20 protein-coding genes are annotated in these 19,292 nt (G+C 69.0%); 11 read left to right on the top strand and 9 right to left on the bottom strand.

Going from position 1 to position 19,292, the window contains the following annotated elements; genetic code table 11:
• Positions 1-10 precede the first annotated feature (10 nt).
• The 7 genes from G4D83_RS06185 to G4D83_RS06155 form a co-directional block, all read right to left on the bottom strand.
• A complete protein-coding gene (locus G4D83_RS06185; protein ID WP_240356186.1) occupies positions 11-1,192 on the bottom strand; it encodes a cytochrome P450 in 1,182 nt (393 codons plus the stop codon).
• A gap of 182 nt (positions 1,193-1,374) precedes the next feature.
• Complete coding sequence (locus G4D83_RS06180) at positions 1,375-1,956, bottom strand: phosphatase domain-containing putative toxin (RefSeq protein ID WP_163863704.1); 582 nt, start codon at positions 1,954-1,956, stop codon at positions 1,375-1,377.
• Complete coding sequence (locus G4D83_RS06175; RefSeq protein WP_163863703.1) at positions 1,953-2,942, bottom strand: hypothetical protein; 990 nt, start codon at positions 2,940-2,942, stop codon at positions 1,953-1,955. Before G4D83_RS06175 ends, G4D83_RS06180 begins: the two co-directional genes overlap by 4 nt.
• On the bottom strand, positions 2,932-4,176 hold the full coding sequence (locus G4D83_RS06170; RefSeq protein ID WP_163863702.1) for a GtrA family protein: 1,245 nt from the start codon (positions 4,174-4,176) through the stop codon (positions 2,932-2,934). The genes G4D83_RS06175 and G4D83_RS06170 overlap by 11 nt, the downstream gene beginning before the upstream one ends.
• Positions 4,169-5,095, bottom strand: coding sequence for a phosphatase PAP2 family protein (locus G4D83_RS06165; RefSeq protein WP_163863701.1), 927 nt, complete (start codon positions 5,093-5,095; stop codon positions 4,169-4,171). Before G4D83_RS06165 ends, G4D83_RS06170 begins: the two co-directional genes overlap by 8 nt.
• On the bottom strand, positions 5,073-6,407 hold the full coding sequence (locus tag G4D83_RS06160; RefSeq protein ID WP_163863700.1) for an inositol-3-phosphate synthase: 1,335 nt from the start codon (positions 6,405-6,407) through the stop codon (positions 5,073-5,075). Before G4D83_RS06160 ends, G4D83_RS06165 begins: the two co-directional genes overlap by 23 nt.
• 488 nt (positions 6,408-6,895) lie before the next feature.
• The gene (locus tag G4D83_RS06155) at positions 6,896-7,435 is read right to left on the bottom strand and encodes a pyridoxamine 5'-phosphate oxidase family protein (RefSeq protein WP_163863699.1); all 540 of its coding nucleotides are present in this window, start codon (positions 7,433-7,435) and stop codon (positions 6,896-6,898) included.
• 124 nt (positions 7,436-7,559) lie between these two features.
• On the opposite strand from G4D83_RS06155, the gene G4D83_RS06150 reads away from it, so the two are divergent.
• Positions 7,560-8,054, top strand: coding sequence for a hypothetical protein (locus tag G4D83_RS06150; protein WP_163863698.1), 495 nt, complete (start codon positions 7,560-7,562; stop codon positions 8,052-8,054).
• A gap of 22 nt (positions 8,055-8,076) precedes the next feature.
• On the opposite strand, the gene G4D83_RS06145 is transcribed toward G4D83_RS06150, so the two are convergent.
• Entirely contained in the window at positions 8,077-9,036 is a 960-nt protein-coding gene (locus G4D83_RS06145; protein WP_240356184.1) for an aldo/keto reductase, read from the bottom strand.
• Positions 9,037-9,201: 165 nt separating this feature from the next.
• Between G4D83_RS06145 and G4D83_RS06140 the strand changes: the two genes are divergently transcribed.
• From G4D83_RS06140 to G4D83_RS06095, 10 genes are all read left to right on the top strand, one after another.
• Positions 9,202-10,695 carry an LA_2272 family surface repeat-containing protein gene (locus G4D83_RS06140; RefSeq protein ID WP_176437961.1) on the top strand — a complete coding sequence of 498 codons (1,494 nt, stop codon included), beginning with the start codon at positions 9,202-9,204 and terminating at the stop codon, positions 10,693-10,695.
• Positions 10,696-10,796: 101 nt separating this feature from the next.
• Complete coding sequence (locus G4D83_RS06135; RefSeq protein ID WP_163863696.1) at positions 10,797-11,798, top strand: zinc-dependent alcohol dehydrogenase family protein; 1,002 nt, start codon at positions 10,797-10,799, stop codon at positions 11,796-11,798.
• 176 nt (positions 11,799-11,974) lie between these two features.
• Positions 11,975-12,313, top strand: a complete 339-nt coding sequence (locus G4D83_RS06130) for an HPF/RaiA family ribosome-associated protein (RefSeq protein ID WP_163863695.1) — start codon at positions 11,975-11,977, stop codon at positions 12,311-12,313.
• A 218-nt stretch (positions 12,314-12,531) separates the two neighbouring features.
• Positions 12,532-13,920, top strand: a complete 1,389-nt coding sequence (locus G4D83_RS06125; protein ID WP_240356183.1) for a DUF2079 domain-containing protein — start codon at positions 12,532-12,534, stop codon at positions 13,918-13,920.
• Between the two features lie 284 nt (positions 13,921-14,204).
• Positions 14,205-14,642, top strand: coding sequence for a response regulator (locus G4D83_RS06120; protein WP_163863694.1), 438 nt, complete (start codon positions 14,205-14,207; stop codon positions 14,640-14,642).
• Positions 14,639-15,268 (top strand): thioredoxin domain-containing protein, encoded by a 630-nt coding sequence (locus G4D83_RS06115; protein ID WP_163863693.1) that lies wholly within the window; start codon positions 14,639-14,641, stop codon positions 15,266-15,268. The genes G4D83_RS06120 and G4D83_RS06115 overlap by 4 nt, the downstream gene beginning before the upstream one ends.
• Positions 15,265-16,686: a sensor histidine kinase gene (locus tag G4D83_RS06110; RefSeq protein WP_163863692.1), complete on the top strand. Its 1,422-nt coding sequence runs from the start codon at positions 15,265-15,267 to the stop codon at positions 16,684-16,686. Before G4D83_RS06115 ends, G4D83_RS06110 begins: the two co-directional genes overlap by 4 nt.
• Positions 16,686-17,462 (top strand): response regulator, encoded by a 777-nt coding sequence (locus tag G4D83_RS06105; protein WP_240356194.1) that lies wholly within the window; start codon positions 16,686-16,688, stop codon positions 17,460-17,462. The genes G4D83_RS06110 and G4D83_RS06105 overlap by 1 nt, the downstream gene beginning before the upstream one ends.
• A gap of 3 nt (positions 17,463-17,465) precedes the next feature.
• Complete coding sequence (locus G4D83_RS06100; protein WP_163863690.1) at positions 17,466-18,215, top strand: ATP-binding protein; 750 nt, start codon at positions 17,466-17,468, stop codon at positions 18,213-18,215.
• The gene (locus G4D83_RS06095) at positions 18,215-18,625 is read left to right on the top strand and encodes a response regulator (RefSeq protein WP_174456961.1); all 411 of its coding nucleotides are present in this window, start codon (positions 18,215-18,217) and stop codon (positions 18,623-18,625) included. The genes G4D83_RS06100 and G4D83_RS06095 overlap by 1 nt, the downstream gene beginning before the upstream one ends.
• Positions 18,626-18,632: 7 nt before the next feature.
• Here G4D83_RS06095 and G4D83_RS06090 read toward each other — a convergent pair whose 3' ends face one another.
• Positions 18,633-19,211: a carboxypeptidase-like regulatory domain-containing protein gene (locus tag G4D83_RS06090; protein ID WP_163863688.1), complete on the bottom strand. Its 579-nt coding sequence runs from the start codon at positions 19,209-19,211 to the stop codon at positions 18,633-18,635.
• Positions 19,212-19,292: the final 81 nt, after the last annotated feature.

The following is a 19,292-nucleotide window of genomic DNA, read 5'->3' as shown; positions in this document are numbered from 1 at the left end:
CGGTGAGGCCTCAGCTCCGCGCACCCGGCTCGAAGCGCAGGGGCAAATGCGTGGGGCCGTGGACATGGAGCGCCTGTCGCGGCTGCCAGGGCTCGTCGCTCGCGAGCCGGAAGTTCCGCAGCCGCTCCAGCAGGTCGGTGAGCGCCACCCGTGCCTCCATGCGAGAGAGCGCTGCCCCCAAGCAGAAGTGGATGCCGTGCCCGAAGGCGATGTGCGGATTGGGGTCCCTGCCGATGTCGAAGCGCTCCGGCTCGCGGAAGTGCTTCGGGTCCCGATTCGCCGAGCCAATCATCGGCAGCACGAACCTCCCCGCCGGAATCACCCGCCCGTGCAGCTCCACCTCGTGCTTCGTCGAACGGAACATCGACTGCGCCGGAGAGCGGAAGCGCAGCACCTCCTCGATGGCCGAGGACAACAACGCCGGCTCCGCCTTCAGTCGCGCGAGCTGGTCCGGGTACTCCATGAAGCACAGCAGCGCGTTGTTGATGAGGTTGGTCGTCGTCTCCGTCCCCGCCGCCAGCAGCAACTGGAAGAACCCCAGAATCTCCTTCCCGTCCAGCCGCTCCCCATCCACCTCCGCCTCGACGAGCCTCGTCAGCAGGTCATCCCGCGGCGTCCTCCGACGCTCATCGAGGATGTCCGCCAGATACGTGCGCATCTCGTCCCGCGCCGCCGAGTTCTCTTCCAGGGCCCGCTTCGACTCATCCCCGTCCGCGATGGTGTAGCTGAGCTTCATGATGACCTCCCCCCATCGCAGGAACCGCGCGCGGTCCTCGGGAGGAATCCCAATCATCTTCGCGATGACCATCGCCGGCAGCAGGCTGGAGTAGTCCGTCACCAGGTCCATCTCCCCACGCTCCACCGTCACATCGAGCAGCTCCCGCGACAGTTCCCGTACGTGTGGCTCCAGGTTGGCGATGGAGCGCGGCGTGAAGGCGCGCATGATGATGTTGCGCAGCTTCGTGTGCCGGGGCGGGTCCGAGAACAACAGCCAGTCCGGTGTCGTCCCCGTCTCCGTGGTGACGACGGAGCTGAACGCGTCGTGGTCATGCAGCGCCCGCTTCACGCTGTCGTAGTCGAAGAGAATCCACAGGTCCGCCTGGGGCTCGTGCAGCAGCGGCGAGGCCGCGCGCAGCTTCGCGTAGAGAGGAAAGGGGTTGCGGCGCACGTCGTCGGTGAAGAGCTCCATCATGACCAGGCGTCTCCAACCCGCGCGAGCGACCTGGAGCCGAACGATGTCCTCGTGGGCATTCAGGCACTCACGCGGGTGTCACGCGGTTCCAGCTTCGCGCGACGTCGACGCTCCACGCATCAGGGTAGGAACCCCGGGTTCCGGAGCGCAACCGTGTCGAAAGGGCCGTTCAGCCGCTGACGCTACGCCGCGCGCCCCGAACGCCGTGCCGCCCACGCGGTGACGAAGTCCGCGAGTCCACCCAACTGCCGGTCATTGAGCGTGCACTGCCACCGGGCCTTTCGCAGCGCGCGGTACGCCGCCGGAGCATCCCAGCCGCGCGCCACCATCACCGCCAGCCCCATCAGCGGGCCTCGGCCCACGCCGTGCTCGCAGTGCGCGTACAGGTGCCCGCCCCGCTCCAGCCGGGGCATCGCCCACTCGACACCTTGCAGCAACTGCTCCACCGACGGCGGATAGCGGTCCGTCACCGGCAGGTTCAGCAGCTCGATGCCCAGCGCTTCCAGCGCCTTCGCGTCGTCAACGGACTCGGCGCGCAAATCAATCACCGCGGTGATGCCTCGCGCCTTCAGCTCCGCGTAGCGCGACGGCGGTACCGAGCCACCCACGTGCAACCAGTCGCTCACCTGGGACACGTTGAGCCCGCGCCCCGGAAGCTTCGTGGTCCACTCCACGCAGCGCGCCACCGAGCGCAGCACCTGCTTGCGCACCCAGCCCCGGACTCCTGGCACATGGTGCACGTCCCGCAACAACGACACGCTCACAAATCGCCCTCGAGCGACACTTCCATCAACCCCGCCACCGGCGCCTTCCCCGCGCGCTCCAGCACCGCCCGGTGCAGGTACGTCACGGGAGAGCCCACCACGGGCTTGATGAGCCCACCCAGCATGCCCAGGTCCTCCACGGGCGCGCTGCGCTGCAACAGCGACGTGGAGCGCAGCACCATCACCTTCGCCCCATCCCCGCCAAAGACATCCACCGTCCAGGCGCTCCGCTCCTTCGAGCCCTCGCGGCTGAGCGTGAAGGACTCCAACTGGCTCGGCGTGCCACCCTCCGTCCACGAGTACACCGGACCGAACTCACCGTCCTGCCCCTCGCGCGCCAGCAACACCAGCCGCTCCCCGCCTTCGCGCAACGCCCGGAAGCGCACCCAGCGCCTGGCCAGCTTCGCCGGAGGAATGGTGGAGCGCGTGTGGTCCGCGTAGCCGCCACCCGACTGCTCCAGCTCCGCGCTCTTCGGCGGCTGCACCGTCGCCTTCAGCGGGCTGAAGGCCAACGTCATCTCGTGCCGGTAGCGCGCGTTGCCCACTTCCACTTCCGAGCCTTCCGGCGAGCGCGGCGTCACCTGCGCCGCGTACTCCAGCACCACCCGACCACCGTCCAGCGGCGCCTCCACCCGCGTCACCCCGTCCGCCGAGCGCGCCGAGCACGTGCCGACGCGCAGCGTGCTGGTGGCCGCGTCGTAACCCCACTCGCGCGAGCCCACCTTCTTCTGCGCCGTCCACGCACGCTGGCCCGGCCGCAGCACCGTCGCCCGGCAGATGCCCGTGCGCGAGCCAGGGCCGATGTTCGTCACCTGCAACTGCACCAGCACGAAGGTGCTGTCCTCCAGGTCCCCGATGAAGGTGAAGCTCTCCCCGTAGTTGTCACTCGAGGAGGCCGTGGGCTCCAACGTCGCTCCCGCCGCCACGGTGGGCAGCGCGAGCGACAAGAGGAGGCCCAGGACCTGGAGCCTCGACTCACGCCGCATGGGGGCGCTGCTCCAGGAGCGCTTCCGGCGAGTTCGTGTCGTTGAAGACGTAGTCGCGCTGCAGGGGCAGGTTCCACGCGAAGTAGACGACGCCGCGCACCAGCCACCACCCCAAGGTGTAGGCCAGCTGTGGATGCAAGGTCAGCAGCGCCACGCCACCCGCGTTGAGCAGCGCGCTCGTCCCGCTCACCACCGCGTAGCGCATCACCTGCCGTCCCACCGCCGCCGTGCTGCGGAAGGTGAACACGCGGTTGATGGAGTAGTTCACCACCGCGCCGAGCAGCGCGCCCAGCACCGTGGCCCACGCGGGCAACAGCCCCGCCAACTCCACCAGCGCCAGCACCACCGCGAAGTCCGCCAGCGTGGCCACCGCGCCCGCCACCGCGTTGAGGCCGATAATCGCCTTCTCGGAGCGCGCCTCCACCCGCTTGGGTGCCAGCGCCTTCACCAGATTCCTGAAGCGGGAGATGGCCGTCAGGTTGCTCATGATGGCGACGAAGACCAGTCCCACCACCGCCATCCAGTGCATGGGGTGCTTCTCCTGGGGCCAGAACACCGCCTCCAGAATCGGCGACAGCGCCGTGCCCGCGCCCAGGAAGAGCACCCGCTCCAGCCGCTGCATCGCGCCGTCTCGCACGTTGACGCCCAGGCCCTCGCCCTTGGCGCGGACATATGGCACCAGCGACGAACCCAACAGCGCGCCCAGCGCCGGCAACAGCACCCAGGTGTCCCGGTAGTACCAGGCCAGGCCCATCAACATCGCCGAGTCCACGTACCGGTCCAACACCGAGTCCAGCGCCGCGCCCGCGGGGTTGGCCTCCTTGCGCGTCCGGGCGATTCGCCCGTCCATCACATCCAGGATGCCCGCGCCCAGGAACAACCAGCCACCCAGCGCGAAGCGGCCCGCCGCCACCGCCACGCCGGAGGAGATGCCCAACAGGCCCGACAACATGGACAGCGCGTTGGCCGGAAGGCCCGAGCGCAGAATCACCGCCCACAGCGGCTGGATGATCCAGAAGAAGTAGTGCCGAAGGAAGTAGCCCACGAACCCCGCGTTGCCCCGCTTGAGCGTCTCCTCGTCGCGAGGCACGCCCTTGAAGGCGCAGCGGATGCAGAAGACGAGCAGGCCTCCCAGGAAGTACACACAGGCGAGGATGGCGGGACCCAACGCCGTCCAGATGCGAGCCGAGGGGGACAGGTTTCCGGTCAACCAGGCGACCACGTTCTCAAGCACGGGTGTCCCCTCCAGGAGTCAGCGGCAGCGTGACGGACATGGGTGCGCTCTTGCGCGAAAAGGCCAGCTCCACCGCCAGGAAGGCGACGAGCGCGAAGACGAGGCCCGCGAGCACATCCAGGATGTAGTGGTGCGTCAGATAGACAGCGGAGAAAGCAACCAGCAAGGCGAACACTCCCGTGCTCAGACGCCACTTCCAGCCGTCTCGCCAGACGAAGAGCATCACCATGAAGGGATAGGAGGCGTGCAACGAGGGCATGGCCCCGAACACGTTGGGATTGCGGGCGTAGAAGCCCGCGAAGTAATTGATACCCAACAGTGCGTCAAAGCGAGCGGTGCCCGCGGGGCTGGGCAGCGCGGCGAGGTTCGCCGGGCCCGGGCCGTATTGGAGGATGTACCAGGGTGGCGCGGCCGGATAGAGCAGGTAGGTGACCACGCCCAGGGCGTTCACCACCAGGAAGGCCCAGCACAGCTTCTCGAAGCGTGTGTCCTTCTTCACGTAGAAGAAGATGGCCATCAAGAAGACTTCGTAAAGGTAGGCGGCGTAGGCAAAGCCGCACAACAGGTCCAACACGGCGTGCGAGCGGGTGCTCCACCACAGGGGCCAGTTGACACCACCGGGGGCGGGGAACCATTGGCGCTCCCACTCCCACAAGTCACCTGTGTGGATGGTGCCGCGCAGGAACAGCCAGAGTCCCTGGCTGTCCAGCAGCATACCGGTCAGCCACAGTGGGAAGCCGCCGAAGAGGAAGCGACGCGTGCGGGGGCCCGCCCAGGCCACCCCCACCAGCGCCACGTCCGCGACGACGTGGTCCCACCGGAGCCGTCCGGTGGCCGTCACGAGCATCAAGTGGCCCACACCCATCAGGGTGACGAACCACGTGAAGGCCGTGGTCTTAGCGAGCGAGCGGGAGGTCATCCCCGTAGTAGTCGAGGCCAAGGTGGGTGATGGGCTCTTCGCCGGCCACGACGCGCAGGGTGTTCTTCAGCTTGGTGAGCTGGATGAACAGGTCGTGCTCGACGGGCAGGCCGGGCTGCGCCATGGGGCTCTTGAAGTAGAAGGACATCCACTCCTGGATGCCGCGCCACTCCAGGCGCTTGGCCAGGTCCAGGAACAGCGCGATGTCCAATACCAGCGGCGCCGCCAGGATGGAGTCGCGGCAGAGGAAGTTGACCTTGATCTGCATCGGATAGCCGAGCCACCCGGTGATGTCGATGTTGTCCCAACCCTCCTTCGCGTCGCCGCGGGGCGGGTAGTAGTGGATGGACACCTTGTGCGAGTACTTGCTGTACAGCTCGGGGTAGAGGTCCGGCTGCAGGATGGTGTCCAGCACGCTCGACTTGGTGACTTCCTTGGCCTTGAAGGCCGCGGGGTCGTCGAGCACCTCGCCATCGCGGTTGCCGAGGATGTTGGTGGAGAACCACCCCTCGAGGCCGAGCATGCGGGCCTTGAGCGCGGGGGCGATGACGGTCTTCATCATCGTCTGGCCGCTCTTGAGGTCACGGCCCGCGACGGGGATGCCCTCCAGCTTCGCCAGTTCCTGCAGCGCGGGCGTGTCCACGCTCGCGTTGGGCGTCGCGTTGGCGAACGGCACGCCTTCCTTGATGGCGGCGTACGTGTAGAGCGCGGTGGGGTTGATGTCCGTGCTGTTCTCGTCCAGCGCCTTCTCGAAGGCGGCCAGCGTCTTGAAGGACTCCGGCAGGGGACGGAAGGTCTCCACGCTGCTGCACACCACCATCACCGCGCGCTTGGCGTTGAGCTCCTTCTTGAAGTCGCGGATGTCCTGGCGCAGCGCTTCGATGCTCTCGCGGTGCGTCTTGGTGGCCTTGGCGTGGTTGGCCTCGATGCGGCGGACGAACTCCGCGTCGTGCACGCCCTTCTTGGGCTTGATGCCCTGGAGGAAGGGCTTCACCTGCTCCAGGTGCTTGTCGTGCAGCACGCCGGAGCGCACCGCGACCTGGTACGCGTCCTCGCTGATGATGTCCCAGGCGCCGAAGACCACGTCGTTCAGTCCCGCCAGGGGCACCAGCTCACCCAGCTTCACGGTGCGCCCATCCGTGCGCTTGCCCAGGCGCGCCGTGCCCATCTGCGTCAGGGAGCCGATGGGCGCGCCCTTGCCCTGCCGCGCCAGCTCCACACCCGCCATCAGCGTCGTGGACACCGCGCCCAGGCCGGGGATGAGCACCGCCAGCTTGCCCTCGGGCTTCGAGACCGACTTCTTGTTCTCCATCGTGGATTCCTTCGAAAGGCGGTAGAGCCGCCCTGTGGTGAGTCTTCTTCGTACCTTCCGCTGCGCACCGACATGACGCCGTGGGGTATGCGGAAAATCCCGAATGCGGATGGTTGATACTCTAAAGCGTTCGTGACTTCAACGTCATGTGGGGCGGCTGGTTAGCACGCCACGGGGCGGACTGATGGATCACCCCGACCCCAGGTACAAGGCGACGCGAACGCGCCTGTCAGAGAAACACCACGTCGTGAGAAAAGTGACACCTACCTGACCGTGCATAGGCACGACGGGTAGGTCGGGGTCCATGTAGACCCGTGGGGTGGTGTGTGGGGAAGGTGGCACGGTGAGGGTGCCTTCGAGGGGTGTGGGACGGCCGCGCAGTCATGGCGCCCGCGCGTTTCTGGCGCAACCCCAAGTCGAGGCGGAAGGACCCACCCCACCCCCCCGCCGGGCGGTGGAAGTGGGTCCTCGAGTAGAGGACGGGGCCGTCAGTGGGGGCCGGAGGGCCCGCTGCCGCCGTTCAGCTCCAGCGACTGGTGGTCGCCGGGGGCGTAGGTCTTCCCGGAGAGGACGGCCTTGAGCATGCCGGCCAATTGCACCATGCGGCTGGAGGGGGCGTCCCAGTACTCGGCGCGCTCCACGTGTACGCACAGGAGGGCCAGCTCTGGATCATCCATGCCCTGGGGGAACCAGGCCTTGAGGGCGGGGCTCCACAACTCGCGGACCTTGCGGGGGTCCTTCACCAGCTTGCAGCGCCCGCTCACGGAGACGTAGCGCTCTCGCGAGGGGTCGGCGAAGGACACGTTGACGTGGTGGTCCTTCTCCACCTCGTCGACCTTGTGGGAGTGCTCCCGGGTGAAGAACCAGAGCTCTCCGTCGAAGTCGTGGTCCTGGGTCCACATCGGTCTGCTGTGCAGGCTCCCGTCGGCCTCCACCGTGGTCATCATCGCGACCTTGATGCCGTGGATGAGGTCTCCTAGATGTTCGACGGCGTCGCGGGTGCCTTGCTCCTTTTTCTTCGTGCTCATGCGCTCCTCCTGGCTTTGGAAGGTAGGCAGGGTGATGGGGAGCGAGCATGGGACGACCGCCTGGATGGCGCCTGGGCAGGCGGGCGGTGTGGTAGGTGGGGGACGGAAAGCGAGTGCGACGACGATGCTGAAGACCGCGTGGAACGAATGGTGCCTGAAGGCGCTGCAAATCGAGACGGCCCTCCTGGCGCTGGAGGAAATCGAGCTGCCCGAGGAGATGCACGGGCTGCAGGACGCGGCGGAGGAGAAGTTGCTGGAGCTGGGGCGTGCGTGGAAGGGCCGCCAGCCGCAGAAGGACGGGCGCCGGTGGGAGCGGCAGGTGCAGGACGGTGGCGCGCCGAGCGACGCGGAGCTCCAGGAGGTCGTCGACGAGTTCCGTCAGGACGGCAAGAAGTGGACGCTGATGCGGGCCACCAGCGACAAGCAGGAGTTGGTGGAGGTGGTGGTGTCCGAGGGCCGCGCGTGCATGGTGGCCGGCGGCTCGTACTACCTGGGGCAGTGGGACGCGAAGGACGAGGTGCTGGAGGTGGGCCGCGATGACGACGCGGGCGAGCCCGGCACCGGCGTGGTGTTGTCCGCCATCGCCGAGGTCCAGTTCACGCCCGACCCGGAGCTGTAGTCGGCTTGGGCCTCGTGCCCCGTCACGGATTGAGCACGCGGGCCATGCGCTCGCGTGTCTTCGCGTCGGGCAGTCTTCCGAAGCCGGCGCGGAGGTTGTCGGCGACGTGCTCGGGGTTGCTCGTGGCGGGCAGCGGGCAGTGCACGGCGGGGTGGCCGAGGATGAACTTCAGGAAGAACTGCGCCCAGCTCGAGCAGTCGAAGTCCGCGGCCCACTCCGGCAGCGCGCGGCCCTTCACCTGACGGAAGAGCTGGCCGGTGGCGAAGGGCTGCATGACGAGCACCGCCACGCCGTGCTCGGCGGCGGCCGGGAGCAGGCGCTTCTCGGCGTCGCGCTCGGCGAGTGAGTAGGGCAGTTGGATGAAGTCGAGCGTCTGCTCCTTCAGGAGCTTCTCCAGGTCATCGAAGGCGCCGCGCGCATAGTGGGTGATGCCGACGTAGCGCACGCGGCCCTGGGCCTTCCACTCGCGCAGCACGGGCAGGTGGGTGCGCCAGTCGACGAGGTTGTGGACCTGGAGCAGGTCCATCCGTCCGCGCCCCATGTCCTTCACGGAGGTCTCCATTTGAGCGAGGCCCGCTTCACGGCCCGTCGTCCACACCTTCGTGGCGAGGAAGGGCTTGGGCACGTCGCCGAGCGAGGCGAGCACGTCTCCCACGACGCGCTCCGCCCGGCCGTACATGGGCGACGAGTCGATGAGGCGCGCGCCGGAGTCGAGGAAGCGCTGGAGCACCTGCTTCAAGGGGGCGCGCTCGTCGGCGGAGGTCCCCACGTCGAAGGTCTGCCAGGTGCCGAGGCCGATGACGGGCAGGGCCTCGCCTGACTTGGGGATGGGACGGGTGAGCATGGTGGCTTTCGCGGTGGGTGGGGGTTTCGGGGCCGCGTGCGTCAGGCCCGGGAGCAGCGCGGCGCCGAGCCCCGCGGCGAGCACGTCCCGCCGCGAGGGCGGGGAAGCGGGCCTGGGGCGCTGGGGTGTCTGGGCCATGGTGGGGAAATCCTGGCGTGGAGGTCCGGTGACAGTATTTCGCGGGCCCGGTGTTCTGTTGCGCGAGGGGAGGCGGCGACGTCTCCCGCGAAACAACCCCGGCTCCGGTGCCCGCGTCACGCGTGGGAGGAGCCCTCTCGGATATAAGCTCAGGAAGGTCCAGCGATGAAGCGCAAGGTCTCGGTGTGTGCGGGAGTCATGGCGGCGATGGTGGCGATGTCCGCCGGCGCCGAGGAGGCGAAGGGCGTGGACCCGGCACCTGGCGCCTCGGTGGGCGGTGACGCGGGTCCGGCGTCCGTGCCGACCGTCGAAGGTCCGGGCGTGGAGCGGGCGATGGTGCCGCCGCCCCTCGTCGAGGCGACGACGGTGGGCGCGGTGACGGCGACGGATGCTCCCGTGGCGGTGGCGACGGCGAAGTCCGAGGCCGCGGAGCAGGAGGTCCATGTGCCCTTCAACCTGTCGATTCTGCCGGGGCTGAGCACGTCGGGCTTCGCTCGCCAGAACCTGGTGCATGACGTGTCCATCGGGCTCATCGCCACGCATGCCCGGCGGGTGACGGCGCTGGGCCTGTCGTTGGGCGGCAACTGGGTGACGCATGGCGCGACGGGTGTGCTGGCCACGGTGGGCGCCAACGTGTCGGGCGGTCCGGTGGACGGCACGCTGCTCGCGGTGGGTGGCAACCTGGTGGGCGGGGATTCGGAGGGCGTGCTGGCCTCGGTGGGCACCAACGTGGTGCGAGGAACGATGGGCGGCGGACAGCTCACGGTGGGCGCCAACGTGACGACGGGGGAGATGGAGGGCGCGCAGCTCTCCGTGGGCGCGAACATCGCGGGCGCCAACGTGCGGGGCGCGCAGCTCACGGTGGGTGGCAACCTGGCGGCGGGGACGTTGAACGGCATCCAGATGGCGGTGGGTGGCAACGTGGCGCGCGGTGTCTCGCGCGGGGTCCAGATGGCGGCGGGAGTCAACGTCGCGTCCGACCTGACGGGCCTGCAGATGTCCTCGGGCGTCAGCTACGCGGGCAAGCTGGCCGGCGCGCAGCTCTCCCTCATCAACGTGGGCGGCGACGTGGACGGCGCGCAGGTGGGCCTGGTGAACGTGGCCGGCCATGTGGACGGCGCGCAGGTGGGCCTGGTGAACGTGGCGGGCGAGACGGAGGGCGAGTCGGTGGGCCTGCTGAGCTTCGTGGGCAACGGTCAGGCCCATGTGCAGGCGTGGGCCAGTGACGTGGCGCTGACGAACATCGGCTTGAAGCTGGGCGGACGACACCTCTACACGCTGCTCACCGTGGGGCTCTCTCCGCCGATGGACGGAGACCGCCGTCGCTACACGGTGGGCGCGGGACTGGGCGGCCACATCCCCATGGGCCGGTTCTATGTCGACGTGGACGTGCTGGGCTCCAGCCTGCACGCCAACCGCCTCTTCGACTTCGACGACGACACGAACCACGTGCTCGGGCAGCTCCGGGTGATGGCGGGCTGGCAGTTGTCGAGCCGCTTCGCCGTGTTCGGCGGGGTCAGCTCCAACACGCTCGTCACCTGGAACGGGAGTGACCCGTGGAAGGAATTGGGCATCGGGCCGGAGTGGAAGGAGGTCAGCGACAGCGGACGCACCACCGTGCGCACCTGGCCGGGCCTCCTCGCGGGCATCCAGATTTGAGGCAGGAAGCTCGGACGCGCTTCCCGCTGGAGCAGTCGCCCCCCATGTTTCCCTCGGACGGATGCGCCCGCTGAAGGGCGGACGACAGAGGGAGCGACCCCATGGAAGGCACCATGCGCGCGATGGTTCTCCACGCGCCGGGGCAGCCACTGAGAGCGGAGACGAGGCCCATCCCCCGACCGGGCCCGCAGGAGGTGCTGCTCCGCGTGCACGCCTGCGCGGTGTGCCGCACGGACCTGCACGTGGTGGACGGTGAGCTGCCGAGGCCCAAGCTGCCGCTCATCCCAGGCCATGAAATCGTGGCCACCGTCGTGGAGGCGGGCGACGAGGTGCTCGGGGTGGAGGAGGGGACGCGGGTCGGCGTGCCCTGGCTCGGCTGGACCTGCGGACAGTGCCGCTTCTGCGTGTCCGGCCGGGAGAACCTCTGCGACTTCGCGCGCTTCACCGGCTACCAGGTGGACGGCGGCTACGCGGAGTACGCCGTGGCGCACCACCGCTTCTGCTTCCCGCTGCCCGCGAACTACTCGGACGTCCACGCCGCGCCGTTGATGTGCGCGGGGCTCATCGGCTTTCGCAGCCTGCGCCTGTCGGGAGAGGGTGAACGGCTGGGATTGTATGGCTTTGGCGCCGCCGCGCACGTGCTCATCCAGGTGGCGCGTCATCGCAAGCGCCGCGTGTTTGCCTTCACGCGTCCCGGGGACGAGGAGGGGCAGCGCTTCGCCCGGGAGCTGGGCGCGGTGTGGGCGGGTGGCTCGGATGTGCTTCCTCCGGAGCCGTTGGATGCGGCCATCCTGTTCGCGCCCGTGGGAGCGCTGGTGCCCGCCGCGCTGCGCGCCGTGGACAAGGGCGGAGTGGTGGTGTGTGGCGGCATCCACATGAGCGATGTCCCTTCGTTCCCGTATTCGCTGCTCTGGGAGGAGAAGGTGGTGCGCTCGGTGGCGAACCTGACGCGCTCGGATGCGATGGACTTCCTGGTGCTCGCGCCCAGCGTGCCGGTGCGCACCGAGGTGCGCGTGTTCCCCCTGTCCGAGGCCAACGAGGCGCTCACCGCGCTGCGCGAGGGACGGGTGCGCGGCGCGGCCGTGCTCGACACGAGCAGGTAGGCGTGGGGCATTGCGCCCCGCAGGGGCTGCGCGCCGCCCCATTTCGCCGCAAAGCCCGCGCAAGCGCGCGCGGGGTGCCCAGGCATTCCAAGGGGTTGGCGCTGGCCAGGGTGATGCAATGGAGAGGGGTGCACCCTGAAGCCCCGCGAATGGCGGGGCCCGACCCGAGGCCGACGATGAAGCGAGCGTTGCAGATTACCTACCGGGGCATGGCGACCAGCGAGGCCCTGAACGAGCACATCCGCGACCACGCAGCGAAGCTGGAGCAGTTCTTCGACGGCATTGTCGGATGCCACGTCGTGGTGGATGAGCCTCACCGACACAACGCGCACAGCCACCACTTCCGGGTGCGCGTGGACCTGCACGTGCCCGGAAAGGACATCGTCGCGGGCAGGGACCCGGAGCACGACGCCGCGCACGAGGACCCCTACCAGGCCGTATCGGATGCGTTCGACGCCGCGCGCCGGCAGCTCCAGCACTACACGGATGGGCTGCACGCGCATCATCGACACTGAAGTGCATGGAGGACCTCGTGCCTCGGGGCCTCGCATCCTTCGTTCGGGTGCGGCGGGCCCCGGGGGGCCGGACGGTCTGTCGAGTCGGATGACATGCGTCACGAGAGTGCGCTAGACGACGCGGCTTCGGGGCCGTGGCCGGTGGCGCCTCGCTTCGCGACCTCATGACTCCTTCCGCCGACGATTCGAGCCCCGGACACGCACGGCGATGGCCGGGCATGCTGGCCCTGCCGCTCGTGGTCCTCGTCTGGGCGGTGCTCGTCGTCGCGCCGGTGTGGATTCAGGCCGCGCACGCCTGCTTCGCGCACTTCGACCTGGGCATCTACACGCAGGCCCTGGCGCGCATGTCGCTCGAGGACCCGAACCCCTGGCTCAGCGCGCGACAGGTCTACATCTTCAACGACCACTTCGACCCCATCCTGGTGCTGGCGCGCCCGCTGGTGGCGGTGCTGCCTCCGATGTGGGCCGCGCTGGTGGGCGAGGCGCTCTTCGTGCTGCTCGCGGTGGCGCCGCTGCTCTGGCTCCAGGCACGCGGGCTGCTGAGTCGCGCGGCCACGGGGCTGCTGGCGGCGTTCCTGCTGCTGTCTCCCAGCGCGGTGGAGGCGCTGAAGTTCCCCATCCACCCCACGACGTGGTCCGCGCTGCCGTGGGTGATGGCGGGCGTGGCGTGGCACCTGCGCCGCAACGGCTGGCTGCTCGTGTCGCTGGTGCTGCTGTTCGCCTGCAAGGAGGAGTTCGCCTTCGGGGGCATCATGCTGACCGTCGCGCTGTGGCTGCGCGGCGAGCGGCGCTTCGCGGTGGGCGTGGGCGTGCTGTCGCTGGTGTGGCTCGCGGGCGTCTATGGGTTGCGGCCGTGGTGGCTGGGGCCGTCGGAGGACTACAGCATCCGGCTCAAGCAGGGCATGGACGGCGGGCTCCTCCACTACATCTCGCTCAGGCTGGCTCCGGTCCACCTGTCGCGCGTGGGCACGCTGGTGTTGCTGCTGGTTCCGCTGGGAGTCTGGGCCTGGCGCGAGCGCGTGAAGCCGGACTGGGCGTGGCTGCTGGTGCTGTTGCCGATGCTCGGCATCCGCTTCCTCGGCATGGCCTGGCGCTTCCATTACGGCGTGCCGCTGCTGGCGGCGGCGCTGATGGGTTTCCTGCCCTTGCTGCGCGCTCGGAAGGTGCCCGCATGGGTCCTGGTGTCCACGGGGCTCATCCTCCTCTTCAGCAACGAGCTCAACCTGCGCCAGTTCACGCGCACGCTGACCTCCTCCCGGACGTACCCGCGACAGTGTCCCGGAGACCCGGCGCGGCTGGACAGCATCGCGCGCGGCGTGGAGGTGCTTGCCCAGCATCGCGAGGGCCCGGCGCTGCTCGGCAGCAACTTTGTCTCCTTGCTCGCGGACCGCGACGACATCCACGCGGTGGGTGGACCGCAGCCCCCTGACGGTCAGGTGTACGAGTGGGTGCTGGTGGAGAAGCCTCCTCATGGCGACGTCTATCCCCTCACGTACGAGCGCGTGACGGCGCTCATCGACGTCTGGCGCGCCGACGCGGGCACGGAGGTCCTCATCGACGACGCGAACGTCTTCCTGGCGAAAGGCCGCTTCACCGCCCACCAGTGAGCGGCTCAGCACGAGCGGCTCATGGCTCAGAGTGAGCAGTTCGTGAGTCAGCGCGCGAGCCAGGCCCGAGAGCCCGCAGGGGGATCCGCTCGCTCCAACCCGTGGACATGCGAGACGGTAGACAGAGGAGCAAGCGCAGGTGTCCCCGTCCGCGCGAGGCCCGCACGCGGGTGTAGGTGCCCGCCCTCTAGCGCTCGCGTACCGTGCGTCCGCCGGTGGCGAACAATCCACCGCGACTGCTCACGGTCTGGCTCGGACGACGTTATCCTCGGGAGGTCCCGCCAATGACTGCTCCGAGGCTCCAGGTTCTGCTGGTGGATGACGAGGCCGCTGTCCTCGCCACCACCTCGGCCGTGCTCTCCGAGGACTTCGAGGTCCAGACCGCGCCCGATGCGCTCACCGCGCGACGGCTGCTCGGACTGCGCCCCTTCGACGTCCTGTGCACCGACCTCCACATGCCCGGGCCCAGCGGCATCCAACTGCTGCGCGAGGCCGTGACTCAGTACCCTCACCTCGCGGGCGTGCTGGTGACGGGCTCTCGCGAGTACCTCGACTGGAGGGACCGCCTGGATGCGCAGGGCCTCTTCTATCTGGTGCTCAAGCCCTACCAGCCCTCGGACCTCATCGCGATGATCCGCCGGGCCGCCGAGTCCGCGCGCCTCAAGCGCGACATGAGCCGGCTGACCTCCGGCCTGGCCGAGCACAAGTGGGGTCCCCGATGAAGGTTCCCGCCCTGTCGCGGGGGGCGTGGCTCTTGGGAGGTCTGCTGTGGCTGGTCGCCACGGCGGCGGGCTTCGCGCTCCTGGCCCGACATGCCCTCACCCCGGGCGAGACGCGCGAGGCCCCTTCCTCCTGGCCCTCGTCCGCGCACCCTCCTCGCGCGGAGGGGCGGCCCACGCTGGTGATGCTCGCCCACCCGCGCTGCCCCTGCACTCGCGCGAGCCTGGGGGAGCTGTCCGTCCTGATGGAGCACGCCCGGGGCCAGCTCGACGCGCGCGTCCTGTTCCTCCAGCCCGAGGGCACTTCCAGCGACTGGACGCAAGGGCCCCTGTGGCGTGCCGCCGCCGCGATTCCGGGCGTCACCGTGCTCGCGGATATGGGAGGCGAGCAAGCTCGCGGGTTTGGAGTCGCTACTTCCGGACATTCCTTGTTCTATGATGCCGCCGGTCGGCTCCGCTTCAGCGGTGGACTCACCGGGGCGCGGGGACATCGAGGTGACAACCCGGGGCGGGACGCCGTGGAGGCGCTGCTGCGGGAGGCGGGTCGGGTGGGCGGGTCGTCGGAGCACGCTGTCTACGGTTGCGCACTGGAGGAACCGCCCGAGGCCCGGGCCACGAACACCCCATGAAGCCCACGGAGGATGCCAGCGGCCCGACGGTGGCACTGAAGGAACGCGCCGTTCTGCTGTTCCACGAGCACCTGACCACGGTGCGACGCCGCACGGACCGCCTGTTCGCGGGCCTCATGCTGGCCCAATGGGCCTTCGGCATCCTCGTGGCCCTCTTCGTCTCGCCCTATGGCTGGGAGGGCAAGGACCGCGCCCTCCATGCCCACGTGTATGCCGCGCTCTTCATCGGCGCGGCCCTCACCGTGTTCCCCATCGCGCTGGCGCGCTGGCGCCCCGGGGCCATCCCCACCCGCCACGGCGTGGCCCTGGCGCAGATGTTGTGGTCCTCGCTGCTCATCCACCTGACGGGTGGCCGCATCGAGACGCACTTCCACATCTTCGTCTCGCTCGCGTTCCTCTCCTTGTATCGGGACCCGTGGGTGCTCCTGACGGCCACGGTCGCCACCGTCGCGGACCACATCATCCGGGGCCTGGTGTGGCCGGAGTCGGTGTACGGCCTGCCCCACGTGGAGTGGTGGCGCTTCCTGGAGCACGCCCTCTGGGTGGGCTTCCTGAACCTGGTGCTCCTGCACGCGGGCCGGGTGATGCGGCGGGAGATGCGCGAAGTCGCCGTGCGCCGCGCGGAGCTGGAGCTGGCGCGCGAGCGCGAAGAGGACAAGTCCGCGGAGCTGGACCGCGCGCTGCGCGAGCTGAGTGGCTTCCAGGAGCACCTCATCCGCGTGGAGAAGCTGGCCGCGGTGGGTCAACTCGCCGCCAGCGTGGGTCATGAATTGCGCAACCCCCTGGCCGCTGTGCGCAACGCGCACGCCTACCTCTCCCGACGACTGAGTCGAGATGCCATCGGGGCCGCGGATGACCCACGGGTCCCCCAGTTCCTCGGGGTGATGGAGCGCGAGCTGGGCGCGTGCGCGAAAATCATCTCCGACCTGCTCGACTTCGCGCGCGAGCGGCCACCGGCGCTGCAGCCGTGTCCGTTGCGACCTCTGGTGGACGAGGCCATTGGCGTGGTTCCCTCTCGGGACGGTGTCCGCATCCTCAACGAAGTCCCCGAATCGCTCCCCGTGCCGAGCCTGGACAAGGAGCAGTTCCGTCAGGTGCTGGTGAACCTGGTGCAGAACGCGGTGGAGGCCATGCCCCAGGGCAGAGCGGGTCAGGTTTCAGTGCTGGCGGAAGGCGGCGACACGGGGCCGTGGGCCATTCGCGTGGTAGATGACGGGACGGGCATCCCTCCGGACGTGCTGCCCAAGATTTTCGAACCGCTTTTCACAACCAAGACGCGTGGCACCGGCTTGGGGCTGGCCATTGTGGCCAACATGGTGCAACGTCACGGAGGCACAATCTCTGTGCGAAGCGAAGCCGGCCGGGGTAGTGAATTCCACATTCATCTCCCGGCAACCGCGGCGGCGCAGGCCGCATGATGGAGGACGTGGCTTTGGGCCCCGCTCGCATCCTTTTGGTCGACGACGAGGAGGGGCTGCGCATCACGCTCGCGGCGAACCTTGAGTTGGAGGGCCACACCGTTCTGGAGGCCGCCAACGGAGAGGAAGCGCTGCGCCTCCTGGGTGAGCATCCGGTGGACGTGGTGCTCAGCGACATGCGCATGCCCGGGCTGCACGGAGTGGACCTGTTGCGCCGTATCAAACAGGCGCGTCCGGACATGCCCGTGGTGTTGATGACCGCCTTCACGGCGGAGGAGCTGGTGGAGGACGCGCTCGCGGAGGGCGCCTTCACCGTGCTGCCCAAGCCCTTCGACGTGGCGCACGCGCTGGACACGATTCTGCGCGCGGCCCGGGCCCCTCAGGTCCTGGTGGTGGACGACACGGAGCCGGTGGCTCGCGCCATGGTGCGCGCGCTGAGCACGGTGGGGCTGCGTGCTCGCGCGGTGTACAGCGGCGAGGAAGCGCTGAACTACCTGCGCTCGGGCGACTTCGACGTGTGCGTGTTGGATTTGGTGATGCCGGAGATGAGCGGGCCGGAGCTGGTGGCCAAGGTGAAGGCGGCGGACCTGTCCGTGGCCGTCATCGCCATGTCGGGGCACGTGGTGCCCGAATTGTTACGAAAGGTGGCGGCGCAGGGCGCGGTGGTGTGTATGACCAAGCCGGTGCCGCTGCGGGAATTGGTGCAAGCGATTGCCCGGGTGAGAGGCCAACCCCGGGCGCAGGGGCCCCAAGGGCCCCAGGGTGCGAGGAATTGACGGATGGGCGCGCGCGCAGATCTCCAAGCGCGGGAACGGGCCGCGGTGGCGGACGTCGTCGCCTCCACGCTGCGGCATGACCTCCGCAACAAGCTGGCCAGTGTCCGCAATGCTTCGTTCTACCTGATGCGGAAGATGCAGAAGACGGACGTGTGGGGCACGGATGCCCGCGTCGAGGCCTTCTTCCAGCTCATCGACCGGGAGCTGGCGGCCGCCGAGGAGGTGCTGACGCGCCGGGCTCCCGTGGCCAGCAGCGACAAGCCCCTGTGCCACGCGAGCGAGGCGATGGAGCACGGGCTGCGGGAGGCGCGGATACCGGAGCAGGTGCGCGTGGAGCGCGACTTCAAGGCCCGGGGCACGGTGCCGCTCGACTTGGAGGACCTGGCGCTCCTGGTGCGCTGTCTGGTGGACAACGCCGTGGAGGCGATGCCGCGCGGCGGAATGCTCACGGTGCGGACGTGGGACGTTGAGGAAGGTGAGGGCGGCGTGGGCATTCGCGTGGAGGACGTGGGAGAGGGTCTGGCGGCGGAGGCGTATTCGCGTGCCTTCGAGCCCTTCTATTCGACACGTCCCGGCCATGCGGGGTTGGGTTTGAACATCGTGCAGCGGTTGGTGTTGCGCAATGGGGGGAAGGTGGCACTGGACGGAGGCCCTTCAGGGGGCACGCACGTCGAGGTCCTCTTCCTGCACCGCCCGGAGGCGGGGGCCAGGATGCGGCTCGCGGGCCATGACGAGATACGGGGGAGCAAGTGATGGAGACGAGCTGGACCTTCGGGCGCTGCCTGCTGCTGGTGGAAGATGACCCGTCCAACCGGATGACGCTCGCGGCGCTGCTGGAGGAGGCGGGCTTCGCGGTCGTGACAGCGGGCTCCTACGCGGAAGCGGAGAAGTGGCTCAACCACCCGCGGCCCATCGACGCGGTGCTGCTGGACCAGAGCCTGGGTGATGGCTTCGGCACCGGGTTGATTCCGCTGGTGCGTCACCACATGCCGGGCGCGAAGGTGGTCTTCGTCACCGGCGCGGACAGTGCCATCGACATGCCGGTGGATGCCGTCTTCCGCAAGGGTGACCATTTCGAGGCGCTCCTGGCCTTCCTCTTCAAGCTGTTGCCCCAGAGACCTCTGGGGATGTCGTCGTCCGCTCCGGGTCCGCGCAGGCCCTGAGCAAAGGTCAGCTCCAGCTCTGGCCGTCCAACTCCGGGAAGGTGACCTGGCATTCGCCGGGATTGACTCCCTCCACGCGCGCGTAGCCATTGGCGTTGAGGGTGCCTTCGCGGGTGCTGCCGTCGGGCAGGGTCACCACGTAGCGGGCGTTGGGGACGGGCTTGCCCGCCTCGTCCTTCAGCTCGATGGCCAGCCAGGTCATCTCCTCCACCACGGCCTCTTCGCCCGGGTCCTCGGGCTGGGGCGTCCACGGCGCGGGCACGCTCCTGGGGCGGGCCACCTCCAGCGCGACGAGCTCTCCGCGTGAGAAGGCGTCGGAGAGGCGCTGCTTGAGGCGCTCCTCGTAGCGCGTGCGCTCCGGGCCCGTCAGGCCGAAGGGGCTGCCACCGCCGAGCGACTCGTAGATGCCATACAGCGTGCGCGCCGAGGGCGTGGACAGCCACCGCTCCAGGGCGGACGTGACGAACACCTCGGGTACGGGGTGGCGGTGGCGCTCCTTCGCCTCGGCGTCCACGGATGAGACGACGAGCCAGTCCGCGTTTCGTGCTGGCAGCGTCCACCGACGTTCACCGCGATTGAGCGGCATCCTGACCACCCCCGTAGGACACAGTGTATCACCAAAGGACACTGCATGTCCGGCGCTGCGGGATTTTTCGTCTGGCTGTGC

Source organism: Myxococcus eversor, assembly GCF_010894455.1.
GTDB classification, from domain to species: Bacteria; Myxococcota; Myxococcia; order Myxococcales; family Myxococcaceae; genus Myxococcus; species Myxococcus eversor.
This window is presented reverse-complemented; position numbering and strand designations above follow the sequence as displayed.

What these genes read in the sequence shown, in the direction of transcription:
- G4D83_RS06110 (WP_163863692.1), top strand. Translation starts at nt 15,265, where the DNA reads ATGAAGCCCACGGAGGATGCCAGCGGCCCGACGGTGGCACTGAAGGAA.
- G4D83_RS06165 (WP_163863701.1), bottom strand. Translation starts at nt 5,095, where the DNA reads ATGACCTCCCGCTCGCTCGCTAAGACCACGGCCTTCACGTGGTTCGTC.
- G4D83_RS06145 (WP_240356184.1), bottom strand. Translation starts at nt 9,036, where the DNA reads ATGGCCCAGACACCCCAGCGCCCCAGGCCCGCTTCCCCGCCCTCGCGG.
- G4D83_RS06095 (WP_174456961.1), top strand. Translation starts at nt 18,215, where the DNA reads ATGGAGACGAGCTGGACCTTCGGGCGCTGCCTGCTGCTGGTGGAAGAT.
- G4D83_RS06160 (WP_163863700.1), bottom strand. Translation starts at nt 6,407, where the DNA reads ATGGAGAACAAGAAGTCGGTCTCGAAGCCCGAGGGCAAGCTGGCGGTG.
- G4D83_RS06185 (WP_240356186.1), bottom strand. Translation starts at nt 1,192, where the DNA reads ATGATGGAGCTCTTCACCGACGACGTGCGCCGCAACCCCTTTCCTCTC.
- G4D83_RS06105 (WP_240356194.1), top strand. Translation starts at nt 16,686, where the DNA reads ATGGAGGACGTGGCTTTGGGCCCCGCTCGCATCCTTTTGGTCGACGAC.
- G4D83_RS06175 (WP_163863703.1), bottom strand. Translation starts at nt 2,942, where the DNA reads ATGCGGCGTGAGTCGAGGCTCCAGGTCCTGGGCCTCCTCTTGTCGCTC.
- G4D83_RS06125 (WP_240356183.1), top strand. Translation starts at nt 12,532, where the DNA reads ATGCTGGCCCTGCCGCTCGTGGTCCTCGTCTGGGCGGTGCTCGTCGTC.
- G4D83_RS06150 (WP_163863698.1), top strand. Translation starts at nt 7,560, where the DNA reads ATGCTGAAGACCGCGTGGAACGAATGGTGCCTGAAGGCGCTGCAAATC.
- G4D83_RS06100 (WP_163863690.1), top strand. Translation starts at nt 17,466, where the DNA reads ATGGGCGCGCGCGCAGATCTCCAAGCGCGGGAACGGGCCGCGGTGGCG.
- G4D83_RS06155 (WP_163863699.1), bottom strand. Translation starts at nt 7,435, where the DNA reads ATGAGCACGAAGAAAAAGGAGCAAGGCACCCGCGACGCCGTCGAACAT.
- G4D83_RS06140 (WP_176437961.1), top strand. Translation starts at nt 9,202, where the DNA reads ATGAAGCGCAAGGTCTCGGTGTGTGCGGGAGTCATGGCGGCGATGGTG.
- G4D83_RS06135 (WP_163863696.1), top strand. Translation starts at nt 10,797, where the DNA reads ATGGAAGGCACCATGCGCGCGATGGTTCTCCACGCGCCGGGGCAGCCA.
- G4D83_RS06090 (WP_163863688.1), bottom strand. Translation starts at nt 19,211, where the DNA reads ATGCCGCTCAATCGCGGTGAACGTCGGTGGACGCTGCCAGCACGAAAC.
- G4D83_RS06120 (WP_163863694.1), top strand. Translation starts at nt 14,205, where the DNA reads ATGACTGCTCCGAGGCTCCAGGTTCTGCTGGTGGATGACGAGGCCGCT.
- G4D83_RS06130 (WP_163863695.1), top strand. Translation starts at nt 11,975, where the DNA reads ATGAAGCGAGCGTTGCAGATTACCTACCGGGGCATGGCGACCAGCGAG.
- G4D83_RS06115 (WP_163863693.1), top strand. Translation starts at nt 14,639, where the DNA reads ATGAAGGTTCCCGCCCTGTCGCGGGGGGCGTGGCTCTTGGGAGGTCTG.